General features: G+C 48.3%; 10 protein-coding genes and 1 riboswitch. Of the genes, 9 read left to right on the top strand and 1 reads right to left on the bottom strand.

Features of this window, described 5'->3' with window-relative positions; genetic code table 11:
* The first annotated feature begins 166 nt into the window (after positions 1-166).
* The 7 genes from miaB (at position 167) to H5647_RS06210 (ending at position 8,889) form a co-directional block, all read left to right on the top strand.
* Positions 167-1,525 carry a tRNA (N6-isopentenyl adenosine(37)-C2)-methylthiotransferase MiaB gene (gene miaB, locus H5647_RS06240; protein WP_045857185.1) on the top strand — a complete coding sequence of 453 codons (1,359 nt, stop codon included), beginning with the start codon at positions 167-169 and terminating at the stop codon, positions 1,523-1,525.
* A gap of 123 nt (positions 1,526-1,648) precedes the next feature.
* A complete protein-coding gene (locus H5647_RS06235) occupies positions 1,649-2,644 on the top strand; it encodes a PhoH family protein (protein ID WP_045857183.1) in 996 nt (331 codons plus the stop codon).
* Between the two features lie 12 nt (positions 2,645-2,656).
* Positions 2,657-3,148 carry an rRNA maturation RNase YbeY gene (ybeY, locus tag H5647_RS06230; protein WP_045857181.1) on the top strand — a complete coding sequence of 164 codons (492 nt, stop codon included), beginning with the start codon at positions 2,657-2,659 and terminating at the stop codon, positions 3,146-3,148.
* Positions 3,149-3,183: 35 nt separating this feature from the next.
* Positions 3,184-4,050: an HlyC/CorC family transporter gene (locus tag H5647_RS06225; protein ID WP_162926300.1), complete on the top strand. Its 867-nt coding sequence runs from the start codon at positions 3,184-3,186 to the stop codon at positions 4,048-4,050.
* A 31-nt stretch (positions 4,051-4,081) separates the two neighbouring features.
* Positions 4,082-5,641, top strand: coding sequence for an apolipoprotein N-acyltransferase (gene lnt, locus H5647_RS06220; RefSeq protein ID WP_236074799.1), 1,560 nt, complete (start codon positions 4,082-4,084; stop codon positions 5,639-5,641).
* 262 nt (positions 5,642-5,903) lie between these two features.
* Positions 5,904-7,820 (top strand): di-heme-cytochrome C peroxidase, encoded by a 1,917-nt coding sequence (locus H5647_RS06215; protein ID WP_045857180.1) that lies wholly within the window; start codon positions 5,904-5,906, stop codon positions 7,818-7,820.
* A 187-nt stretch (positions 7,821-8,007) separates the two neighbouring features.
* The gene (locus tag H5647_RS06210) at positions 8,008-8,889 is read left to right on the top strand and encodes a DUF6279 family lipoprotein (protein WP_045857178.1); all 882 of its coding nucleotides are present in this window, start codon (positions 8,008-8,010) and stop codon (positions 8,887-8,889) included.
* A 54-nt stretch (positions 8,890-8,943) separates the two neighbouring features.
* Here the strand turns inward: H5647_RS06210 and H5647_RS06205 are convergent, their stop codons facing one another.
* Positions 8,944-9,915: a hypothetical protein gene (locus tag H5647_RS06205; RefSeq protein ID WP_052691896.1), complete on the bottom strand. Its 972-nt coding sequence runs from the start codon at positions 9,913-9,915 to the stop codon at positions 8,944-8,946.
* 313 nt (positions 9,916-10,228) lie between these two features.
* A riboswitch (cobalamin riboswitch) is annotated at positions 10,229-10,376 on the top strand.
* A 145-nt stretch (positions 10,377-10,521) separates the two neighbouring features.
* Between H5647_RS06205 and H5647_RS06200 the strand changes: the two genes are divergently transcribed.
* Complete coding sequence (locus H5647_RS06200; RefSeq protein ID WP_045857177.1) at positions 10,522-12,435, top strand: TonB-dependent receptor plug domain-containing protein; 1,914 nt, start codon at positions 10,522-10,524, stop codon at positions 12,433-12,435.
* A gap of 85 nt (positions 12,436-12,520) precedes the next feature.
* Positions 12,521-13,132, top strand: coding sequence for a cob(I)yrinic acid a,c-diamide adenosyltransferase (cobO, locus tag H5647_RS06195; protein WP_045857175.1), 612 nt, complete (start codon positions 12,521-12,523; stop codon positions 13,130-13,132).
* Positions 13,133-13,157 lie beyond the last annotated feature (25 nt).

Raw genomic sequence — 13,157 nt, 5'->3', positions numbered from 1 at the left:
TGCGCTATACACCGCCAAATACTGCGGGTTTACTGCCGCGCAAAATAGACTTGAAGATTACCACAATATGGGCCTAGTTCCTTGAAAAACAAGCTGGGAAACCCGTCAACCTACCGTTATAATGCGCGCTCGATTTTTGAACAGCCTATAACTCCCTGAGAAGTCCATGTCCGACACTAGTACGCCCACGAAAAAACTCTTTATCCAGACTCACGGCTGCCAGATGAATGAATACGATTCAGCTCGCATGCAGGACTTACTGGGGGCTTCCCATCAGATGGAGCCCACAGACAACCCCGAAGAAGCGGATGTTCTGCTCGTCAACACGTGCTCCATTCGTGAAAAAGCGCAGGAAAAGCTCTTTCATCAACTCGGCCGCTGGAAAAACCTAAAGGCTAAAAACCCCAACCTTGTAATCGGAGTAGGGGGTTGTGTTGCCAGCCAAGAAGGTGCGGCAATTGCCAAACGCGCTCCTTTTGTCGACCTTATATTTGGGCCACAAACACTACACCGTCTACCGGAAATGATCGAAACGCCCCGAGATAAGGGCGCAGTGGTTGTCGATATCAGCTTTCCAGAGATCGAAAAGTTCGACAATCTCCCAAAACCAGAGGCCGATGGCCCTTCTGCGTTTGTCTCTATCATGGAAGGCTGCTCGAAATACTGCACTTTTTGTGTTGTGCCTTATACCCGTGGTGAAGAAGTCAGTCGCCCCACCGCCGATGTGCTCAATGAAGTTGCGCACTTAGCGGCTCAAAACGTACGCGAAGTGAATTTGCTTGGCCAGAATGTCAACGCCTTCCGTGGCGAAAGTGACGACGGCATTGTCGATTTAGCGGAGCTTATTACGCTCATTGCCAAAATCGACGGCATTGATCGCATTCGTTTTACCACCTCGCACCCTGTTGAGTTCACCGATAGCCTTATCCAGGTCTATGCAGAGGTACCCGAGCTTGTAAGCCATTTACACCTGCCGGTGCAAAGCGGTTCAGACCGTATACTAATGGCTATGAAGCGCGGCCATACGGCGCTCGAATACAAATCCAAGATGCGTCGATTACGCGAAGTGCGCCCCGATATATGTTTCTCCTCTGATTTTATTGTGGGTTTCCCCGGCGAAACCGAGGCCGACTTCGAAGCCACGATGAAGTTAATCGCCGATGTAGGCTTTGACCTCTCCTTTAGTTTTATCTACAGCCCTCGCCCCGGCACACCGGCTGCCGACCTAAAAGATGAAACATCAGAATCCACAAAGAAAGAGCGTTTAAAAATTCTGCAAATGCGTATCAACCAGCAAGCTCAGGAAATTGCTCGTCGTATGGTGGGCAATACCGAGCGCGTACTCGTAACGGGGTATAGCAAAAAAGATCCCGGACAACTGTCTGGCCGTACCGAAAACAACCGCGTTGTTAATTTCCGGTGTGATCAGCCGCAACTCATTGGGAAGTTTGCCGATATATTAATAGAAGAAGCGCTACCCAATTCACTGCGTGGCATATTGTTAGGTTCTGAGCTAGAAGAATAGCCGTGATTTGCGGTAGGCTAGCCATCACTGCAAGTAAAACAACATCTCGTTAAAGCGGCAAAACCGCTTTAACGTTTAAATGCTCCGGTAATACACGCCGAACTAAGAGAACAAGTACCCCCTTTGAATACAACTGAAACAAGTTCCGAATCCATCAGCTTATCGCTGGAACCCAACGACTCTCGTCGCCTCGCTATACTCAGTGGTCAATTTGGCGCTCACCTAAAGCAAATAGAAGAGCGCCTGCACGTTCAGATTAAGAGCCGCGGCACCAGTTTCAATGTGCAAGGGTTAAACGCCCCGAGCGCCGTCAAGGTCATCCAGCAACTCTACCGTCAAACCGCCGGCGACGGAGACTTAACGCCCGATGAAGTTCATTTGGCCATACAGGAATCCAACATGGGATCAGCAGCCGTCGACGATGTAAAAAGTGCCATCGATACAGCCAGTATTATTCGCACCAAAAAAATTACCGTTAAGCCCCGCGGCGACAATCAGTTGGGCTATGTTATGTCAGTACGTACCCACGACATTAATTTTGGTATTGGCCCCGCCGGTACAGGCAAAACCTACCTTGCTGTCGCTTGTGGCGTTGAAGCATTGCTGAAAGATGAAGTCGAACGCATACTGCTCGTACGCCCCGCCGTAGAAGCAGGCGAAAAACTGGGGTTCTTGCCGGGTGACCTAGCACAAAAAGTTGACCCCTACCTACGCCCTTTGTACGACGCACTCTACGAGATGCTAGGCTTTGAAACCGTCGCTAAATTTATCGAACGCAACGTTATTGAAGTGGCCCCACTGGCCTATATGCGAGGCCGCACACTGAATAACTCCTTTGTGATTCTGGATGAAAGCCAAAACACCACGCGTGAGCAGATGAAAATGTTCCTCACTCGTATTGGTTTTGGCTCTACGGCCGTGATTACCGGTGACCCCTCACAAATTGACTTACCTAGAGGCATTGCTTCCGGTTTGAAACACGCCGTTGGCGTATTAGACGGTGTTGATGGCGTGAGTTTTACTGTATTCACTGCAAAAGACGTTGTGCGCCACCCCATTGTCCAACGAATCGTTGAGGCTTATGATGCAGCAGAGAAGCGAGCCGAAAACGAACAATAAGAACCTATTCTTATGACAACATTACATCTCGATATCGAAAATGCCTCTGCCATCGCCGATAAAGACCTACCGAGCGAAGACGAACTCAAACTTTGGGCGTCGGCCTGCCTTGCGCCAAAGCATATGATGTCGACGCAAGCCAGCACCCCAAGCGAAAACCCCAATTTGAGCATACGTATTGTCGACGAAGATGAAAGCCAAACGTTAAACAACCAATACCGTCATAAAGACGCTCCAACCAATGTATTATCCTTCCCCTGCGATTTGCCGCCAGAAGTAGAGCTCGACTTATTGGGCGATTTAGTTATCTGCGCCCAAGTTGTTGCCCGAGAAGCGCTCGCACAAGGCAAGAGTGTACGCGCACACTGGGCCCATATGGTTATCCATGGGTGTTTGCATCTTTTAGGCTTCGACCATATTAAAGACGAAGCGGCAGAAGAAATGGAAGCACTCGAAACGACCATACTCACAGCGCTGGACTTCCCACCGCCCTATGAACGATAAATTGCTGCCCATTATGGCAGGAGACCACTAATATAATGTCGGAAGACCCCTCGAGTAGCCGCTCGTCACCAGACGAGCCCCTTCATAAACGATCTTGGCTAGAACGATTGTTTGCCAATTTTGCCAGCGAACCCAAATCCCGAGCAGAGCTACTGGATATAATTAAGGGCGCTGCGAACAATAAAGTGGTCGATCAGGAAGCTCTCAGTATTATCGAAGGCGCCCTCGATGTAGCGAAACTGCAAGTCCGCGAAATCATGGTGCCACGCTCACAAATGGTGGTTATTAAGGCGGAAGAAAGCCCCGCTGAATTCTTACCCAAAGTGATCGAAACAGGCCACTCCCGATTCCCTGTGATAGGCGAGTCCAGTGACGACATTAAAGGTATATTACTCGCCAAAGATCTTCTGCCACTTATACTGAGCGGTCAAGACAGCTTTCGATGGGAATCAGAACTACGAACGGCCAACATAATCCCCGAAAGTAAACGCCTGAATGTACTGCTAAAAGAATTTCGAGAAAACCGCTATCACATGGCGTTGGTTATCGATGAGTACGGTGGGATCTCAGGCCTTGTGACCATCGAAGATATTCTCGAAGAAATAGTGGGCGAAATAGAAGACGAAACCGACGAAGACAACGAAGATTTTATTCGTCAGGTATCGACCTCCGAATTCATTTTAAAAGCCCTCACGCCAATAGAAGAATTTAACACTTACTTTAAAGCCAAAATTAGTGATGACGAATTCGACACCATCGGTGGCATTATTACCCAAGCCTTTGGCCACATGCCTAGCCGTAACGAAACCGTCACACTGGGTAAATTCACCTTTCGGGTACTGTATTCCGACAATCGCCAAGTACACTTATTGCGCGCAACGCTAGCCAATGACGATGAGTAACATCACCTAATAAAGGCTATCTACCCCCACAATGCCGGTTTATTCCATGCGACCTTCCGACACGCCAGCCCTTCACGCTAGCCGCACCAGACAATGGGCCGCGCACGCAGCCGCACTTATTGCCGGCGCCCTCGTGCCTCTGTCGCTAGCACCCTATGATTACTGGCCTATCGCCATTGTCGGTATTGCCATCTTTGGGTTTTCGTTGCAGGGCCTAAATCCAAAACACGCGTGGCTGCGCAGCCTTAGTTTCGGCTTGGGCCTCTATGGCTGCGGCGTATCGTGGGTCTACGTTAGCATTCACGATTTTGGCTATACCTCCGCGGCGCTAGCCGTGCTCATGACATTTCTATTTGTCGCATTTTTAGCGCTGGTTTTTTCTATCCCTTTTTATATTTACCAACGGTATTGCGCTTTAGGCCGCCTCTATTTTCTCTTTAGTTTTCCAGCCATTTGGGTGCTAGGCGAATGGCTACGCAGCTGGTTTTTAACCGGTTTTCCGTGGCTCTATATCGGGTACGGGCACATTGACACCTGGCTCTCCGGCTGGGCGCCCGTGCTGGGCGTTTATGGGGTCTCGTTTATCGTCGTGTTCAGCGCAACGGCTCTATGTTATTGCGTTAGCCTATTTAACCGCAGGCACACTCGGCTACACGCCGGTATTGCCGTATCACTTACCGCCGCACTTTGGCTCGCTGGCCTTTATCTAAAAGCCGTTGAATGGACGACAACAACCGAGCACGACAAACTCACCGTTAGCATTGTGCAACCGAACATCCCGCTCGAAGTAAAATGGAATCCGTTTTACCGCACCGCCATTTCGAATCAATTACTCGAATTAACAGAAGAGCATTGGCAGTCCGATCTGATTGTGTGGCCCGAAGCCTCCATTCCTCTGATGTATCACGATGCTAGCGACTTTATTCAAGACTTAAACCTACGCGCAGCCGATCACAACACCGCGCTCATTAGCGGCATACTCTACGACGACGACAAACCCAATACTTTTTACAATGCTATTTTCGGGGCTGGCGCGGCGAATAATATTTACTTCAAACAACGCTTAGTGCCATTTGGCGAGTATGTGCCGCTAGAGGAATATTTACGGGGCCTCATTGCCTTTTTTGATTTGCCTAACTCCATTATTCAGGCCGGCCCACCCAATCAAAAAGGCATTCAAACCGATCGTTACACCATTGCACCTTACATTTGCTATGAAATTGTCTATCCCGATTTAGTCGCGAACAATTTAGGCGGTGCACCCCTTATGGTCACCATCAGTAACGACGCATGGTTTGGCGAATCGATTGGCCCATTACAACATTTTCAGATGGCTCAAATGCGTGCCCTCGAAAATGGTCGTTACCTTATTCGCGGAACCAACACAGGTTTAAGCGGCATTATTTCGCCAAAAGGCGAAGCCATACTGACCGGCACACAATTTGTCGCAGAAACACTTACCGGCAACGTTTATTTAATGCGCGGGCAAACGCTCTTTAGTCGTCTTGGCTCTTGGCCTATCGTTGTCTTCAGTCTATTCGTTCTACTCCTGTGTTTTCTCCCTCGCCTCCGCCGGTTCACCGCCCCTTAAGTAACCCATAAAGCTTCAGCACCGTTAACGTCTAACATTTCGCAAAATAGCACGCCATCAAAGCTTACCTAAAGGAAAGACTATTTCGGGCAGGAGTGAAAGTCTAGCTCAACATATCCAATAAACACCCATTTTCACAAAGTTCATGAGATCGACTACGCTTAACAAAGCAAGCTGATCGCAGTGCGGCCGCTTAATGACGTCCTTGGCCACACAACGTATAAAAATAAGTCCGTGAGGTACGCGAATACAAGGGTATCCAATGAAGAAACTACTTAGCCTAAAATTTATTCTCAAAGTATTTATCGCTATTTTCTTACTGTCCGTCGCTGCTTACTTAATACGATGGGTTTTAGCGCCAAATGATCGCGGCGCTCAAGTCTCTGAAGCTGATTTTTTTGGCGACAGCGTTTCAAGCATTATTTATCTTGATCAAAACTGGGCCCCTTTAGATAGTTTGTGGTTTTACAACACCACCCAAGGCTCCGACCTGCTCCCCTACACGCTATTTCTCCACTTAGAGCAAGCCGACAATAACGCGTTATTTCGCTCCGAAGAAAACATGCTGCGGTATCGCTATCTCGTACAACAACCCAGCTACGACAACCCCAACGGCTTACCTCTAGGGTTTGTAAAAGACAGCTATCGAGGCAAAGACTATATTGGTTTCACCTGTGCCGCATGCCATACGAATCAAATTAATTACCAAGGTATTGGCATTCGTATTGATGGTGGCCCGTCACTTTCAGACATGGAAAGTATGCTCATATCGCTAGAAGCAGCACTCAATGCCTCTTACAACAACAACGACAAGTTAACGCGCTTAAGCCGCAATATTTTTGGTGATACTAGCGAGGGCAACCTTACCCTCACACGTGAACTTCTTGATCATGCTCGTAAACGCCAGCATGTTTACAATACCGTCAACCAACCCAGCCATGATGGCGAAATGGTGCATTACGGCTATGGTCGCCTTGATGCCTTCGGCCGCATTTACAATCGTATACTCGGCCACTTAACCCCCAAAGACGGCAACAACTTCAATCCTGCGAGCGCCCCCGTAAGCTTCCCCTTTTTGTGGGACACACCACAACACGACTTCGTGCAATGGAATGGCGTGAGTGAAAACGCCAAAACGGGTGCGCTAGGCCGTAATGTAGGAGAAGTTATGGGGGTATTTGGTACCATGAACTTGGAAAAACAAACAAAGGATAACGGCTACCCATCCTCCGTCGATGTGCGCAATATCATTCGCCTTGAACGCCATTTAACCCGTTTGACATCGCCTTTGTGGCCAGAACAATTTCCCGCTATCGACCAACCTCTCGCACAACGAGGGCGCGAGATTTTCAAACAGTACCGATGCGACCAATGTCATCATGACATCGACCGCACCGATCCAAAACGCACCATTCAAGCTCAAATGGCATCATTGCCCTTTATTGGCACCGACCCACAAACAGTCATGAACGCCCTCACTTACACGGGTAAAAGCGGTTATTTCAAAGGCCTACCCGTTGACCATAAAGCACCCAACGGAGAAAAATTTGGCGTCGACAGCAAAGTATTACCGCTGTTAGCTGAAGCCGGGCGCGGCGTAGTAACACAGCCCGATTTAGATAAACCAGCGCTGTATCGCGGCATTTTGCGCATGCTCGATGTTTTAGTCTCTATCATGGACAACCCCGCCCAAACCGGCGATCGCCAATTAGATTTCGAAGACAACACAAACCCCGCCCAGTATCTACTGGCCTACAAAGGTCGCCCACTTAATGGCGTATGGGCCACACCGCCTTACCTACACAATGGGTCAGTACAGAATCTCTACGAGCTATTTTTACCCAAATGCTCACAGGAACAACTCGACAATGGCGCCACAGAAAGCGAAGACTGCCGTTCCGACACCTTTACGACAGGGCAACGAGAATTCGACCCCGTACGTGTTGGCTACGCACCGCGCTCTACGGAAGATTACCCAGGGCTATTTGTGTTCAACACGGCCTTACCGAGCAACTCGAATGCAGGGCATGAATACGCTGCCGGTATAACCCCCGTTATATCCCTCGATAACAACGGTAAACCACTGCGCAATAGCGACGGCACCTATAAAACCGAAACGCTTCCACCTATCAATACTGTTGATCGCTGGGCGTTAGTGGAATACATAAAAACCTTGTAGCGCCACAACCGCCTAAACACAGTGACGCACATTTTTGCGTCACTGTGTTTAGGTTACCGCCACGTCTGTATTCCTACACAATTTTACACCACTCATTCTTACTTACGCCCGCGACTATTGGTGTCGTAGTCGTATATAATCCTGCTCCTTTGCACATCAGATTGCCCACACACTCAACGGAAGAGCCATGCGTAAGTTTTGTCTACGAATAAGCCTACTATTTTTCTGCCTTTTCATTCTCAATGGCTGCGCAACAAAACTCGCCTATAGCTTTCTCGATTTTGCCACCCTCTGGTATATAGAGCGCTACGTTAACCTCGATAGTGAGCAAAAAAAATACGCAAAAAATTACCTCGATAAATTTCACAGCTGGCACCGTGAAACGCAACTCACTCGCTATGCACTCTATCTCGAAGGATTACACATTCGCATTGGCACAGGCATTCTCACCGGCCAACAAGTACACGACGAAACAGACCGTATTCAGGTATTGGTCGGCGACTGTTTAGATTATTTAACACCGTTATTTATTGAACTCGCCGCAACACTTAGCGACGATCAAGTTAAAGCGTTAATGGCGAAGCTCGCAAAAGAAAGAAATGATTACCAAAAAGAATTTATTGATATAGATGAACCTGCGCTGTACAAAGCCCGTATCGACGAACTCAAATCACATCTTGTTCTCGGCGGCCTAAATAACTTCAACGACGAACAAAAGCAAAAACTGCGCGAGTGGAGTGAAACTATGCTGCCATTCGAAGCCTTAACACTTCGCCAACAAGAAATATGGGCTGAAGAGTTACTTGAAGCACTGACCCACCGCAAAGACCGTGCACAGCTAGATACCACAATTCGTAAATTATTATTTGTCCATACGGACGAATGGAATGAAGAACTCGAAATACGAATGGATAAAAACCAATCGATTACTTATGCCATGCTGGCCGACCTCCTCAACGGGCGAACCCCTGCACAACAAAAACGAATGAAGCAAAAAATAAGTGGGTATATTACTGACTTTCGTGAGCTCGCTATCAGCGAAGCGGAAAACGCGGAAGGAACACGTTAGAAACACCGCACTCCCGCCTAACCACGCACTGCCAATAAACAGTAGTTCGGCTAGTTACTGCGGCAGTTTTAGCCACGCTTCCATGTCGTCTTCATGCCACAGCCGTATTTGGGCGAGCCCTTCAGTTACCAGCCGCCAATACACATCAATAATTTCGGTTGCTAAGCTGAAAAACTGCTGGCTAGACGTTGCGATTGCGCTGTCCGACAGCACATCCTGCTCCACGGTATTTAACAAAAAATGCACCTTTAACTCTAACTCTTTCAATACTTTAAATGCCCCAAGCCCTCCCTCTAACTGCTCATTAATACGCTCCGCCTGCGCACGTAACTTATCACCTTGTTCTCGCGTACACTGCAATAGAAACCGTAATTTCCGATCACTATAAAAATCAACGCTACCTGCACTGGCCGCATAAACCGATAGGCCCCTGACTTTCGCAACCTGCTCGATAATATCCGGCACCTGACGGCACACAAAATTCAACATTTCAATTTGCTTGAACAGCTTAGGGTAATCCGCCCCGCCTTCCGGCTCTGCATCTTCCAAATCCGGCGCCAACGGTTTCCCCAATTGCCGAGCAAGAGAAGCCAGCATACTTTGCAGCTGCTCGATAAGGTGTGTGTGTAATTCAAAGTTGTCGCTGAGGTTATCGTTTTGCCAATCTTGCCGTATGGTGAGCCACGCGAGATGTAAATTATCTTTCTCTCTATCGGTTAACAGCCCGCCCGTAGTACGGGCAAAACATTCCAATGTCGCTAGGCGTTTTTCCAGTTGAGTTTGAAGCGATTCAAAATTTTCTAAAAAACCACTATCGCCCGCCAGTAACCCCATGCTGACGCCTCGATGCTTTTGCACCACCTTAATCAACTGATTAATTTGCTTCACCAGCGTCAGCACATCTTCACGTTGACGGTAAGCATCACAAAACATTTGATAACCAGCGTCGTCCAGCTCACTTGCCGGCGCCTTTTTTAACACGACCTCTCCACCCTCATGATAAGCGGTAGACGCACGTTCACTCATGTTGTCTCTCTCAATACGGTTATTACAGTTAAAAATGCACTTATCCGAGTGAATATAGCAAACCTCATACCATCACCCGTTATTCTCAACTTTTTGACCTGACACGCCCATTCTAGGCGCACATTGCTGCATCCCCGTCAATCACGCAGGCAATTGCCAGCGTGCCCAGCCCTTCGCGAGACCTAAAATGATACACGGCCGCCCCAAGATGACGCCTTCTGCTAACACCCAATGTTTAATTAGGCCGCCTTTATCTTCAAGAGAACCCCATTTGAGGCTATGGGAATAAGTTGACAAAGACAACCTACGCGCCTAAAGTCGCCCCGTTTCCGGTCCTCTGCGCACGTAAAACGGCAGAGCGAAATGGGAAGTTGGTGAGAATCCAACGCTGCCCCCGCAACGGTAAGTGCTTTCAATCGCAAAAGCACAAGCCCGATACCAGCCTGAGATATTGGCGTTTAGCGAATACGTTAACACGCCGCAATTCATAGATGGAGCGGAGGGCTACCATCCAGGAATGGTCTTAATCTGCGCACGCTCGCACGGCATCGGTTAACGTTCATCCCCGGTATACCTCCCTCATTAGACGTATTAATGGGGACTTTAATGAAACACCTTTTTCAATTATCACTATTATCTGGGCTTACGCTCGGTTTATCTCTCTCGGCTGTCGCACAAGAAAAACTCGAAGAAATTGTCGTCACTGCCTCTGGCAACCAAACGCCCTTGCGTGAAGTAGGCGCATCGGTTTCTGTTATTACCGCCGAGCAAATCGCATTGCAAGGCTCTACAGCCTTAATGGATATAATGCGTAACCAGATTGGCGTGTCCGTTACCAACTCCGGCGGTATGGGCAAACAGTCATCTTTGCGCATTCGCGGCGAAGAAGGTTACCGTACCTTAATCATGATCGATGGCGTGGAAATGTCAGACCCTACCGGCACGCAAGTTGGTACCGAAGTTCAGCACTTACAAACCGGTGACGAAATCGAACGCGTCGAGATCTTACGCGGGCCTCAAGGCTTTATATACGGCGCCGATGCAGGTGGTGTAGTGAATATTTTTACCACGACAAGCGAAGAGGGTTTTAATGGCCACGTAGCGGCGCAAGCGGGTGCATTTGATACACGTAAGCTCACAGGACATCTTGGTTTCGGCGGCGAGCAAGGCGATATATTAATCTCCGTTGCCGATCTTTCCAGCGAAGGATTTAATGCCCGCACCGACGACACCAACAACGAAGCCGACGGTTACGACAATACAACCGTACACACAAAATTCGGCTGGAATATTAACGACACACTGCGTACCCAGCTTGTCTTTCGAGACTTAGAAGCCCTGAGCGAATACGACAACTGTGGTTCCGCCGCAGAAGATTGTGTCACGAGCTCCGAACAACAGACGGGTCGCTTATCCTTCGAATGGCAACACGGTAATGCCCAGCATGCCCTAGCGTTTGGCTCTACTGCCATAGAACGTGAGTTTTTCACCGATAACCTCTCTTCCTATAGCATTAGTGGTGTCTTAGAAAAATCAGAATATTTAGGTAGTGTTGAGTTAAGTCCATTCTTCACAACGGTATTTGGTGCTGATTACAAAACCGAAAAAGTAGGCGAGGACGCTAACACGTTTACCCATATACCTAATCTCTTAGATGTATTTTTCGACATAGACGAAGAAATCGACACAATTACCCGTAACCAAACAGGCTTATTTGCCGAACTCCAAGCCAACATTGACGATACGCTATATTTTACCGGCGGCCTTCGAAACGATAACAACGATGATTTTGGCACGCACAATAGCGTTCGTGTAACAGCGGCGTGGTTACCAATTATCAGCGACAGTGAAACACTTAAAACACGCGCCAGCGCTGGTACAGGGTTTCGCGCTCCTTCCTTGCAAGAAATCGCTTACAATAAAGGCCCTTGGGCATTTGGCGCTGCGGCAGACGTAGCGTTAAAGGAAGAAAAAAGTGCGGGTATCGATGCCGGCATAGAGTACTATCACCAACTTAAAGGCGACACCTCCTACTCCGTTGAAACCACACTATTCTATCAAACGGTCGATAACGAAATTTATTTCGACCCCATTGACTGGTCAGGCTACTTTCAAGCCGACGGTGAGAGCAGTTCAAAAGGCATTGAACTTGCTGGCGAGTATACGATGAGCAGCCGTTACGCTCTTATTGCAAACGCTACCTACAACAAAACCGAAACACGAGATGACGCACCCCGTGTTCGCCGACCACAATACACCTACAATGTTAGTGTTAACGCCAGCCTAATGGATAACAATCTCAACCTGCTTGCGAATATGCGCTATGTAACAGATGTGGAGGATATTAATGACGTTGCAATGGACGACTACAGTGTCTTCAATCTCAGCGCTAATTGGCGCTGGCATCAATGGGTCTTCAATGCGCGCATTGAAAACTTACTAGACCAAGATTATCAAGAAGTGACGGGGTACAATACTGCCGAACGCTCTCTTTATGCTGGGGCTAAATTCCAGTTTTAAATCGTGCTGGGCGCGCGGCTTTTATCGCGCGCCCTATTTCCAACCTTATCGTCATAAAACACGACACCACAAATGAGCAGAACACATGACCGATAAAACAGACAAGAATTCCCGCCACAAAACGGCCATGGAAAAACAAAAAACAAAGGTAGATGCCAATATTGAACGCGCCGATACCGAAAAAGGCGTTGCTGTTTTACTCACCGGCGACGGCAAAGGTAAATCCAGCTCTGCCTTTGGTATGGTTATGCGTGCGCTCGGCTACGGTCAAAAAATTGGTGTTGTGCAATTTATTAAAGGTGTTCAACTTTCCGGTGAAGAAATTTATTTACGCGATACCTGCCCGGAAGTCGATTTTTATCAAATGGGAACCGGCTTTACATGGGACACTCAAGACCGTAGTGGCGATATAGCCGCTGCGGAAGCCACGTGGACAGAAGCGGCCCGCATGTTGGCCGATGACAGTCTCGATTTAGTGGTGCTCGACGAAATCACCTATATGATCGGCTACAAATATTTAGACGAAGAAAAAATTCTAACCGCCATTAAAAATCGCCCCTACGAACAAAGCCTGGTTGTAACCGGCCGTGGTGGCGGTAGCGGTTTACGCGACCTTGTCGATACGGTGTCAGAAGTTAAAGATATCAAACATGCCTTCCGCGCTGGCATAAAAGCCCGCAAAGGCGTTGACTTTTAACCCGCCCAACAGTCGCATTACTACA

This window comes from Teredinibacter purpureus, assembly GCF_014217335.1.
Lineage (GTDB): Bacteria > Pseudomonadota > Gammaproteobacteria > Pseudomonadales > Cellvibrionaceae > Teredinibacter > Teredinibacter purpureus.
This window is presented reverse-complemented; position numbering and strand designations above follow the sequence as displayed.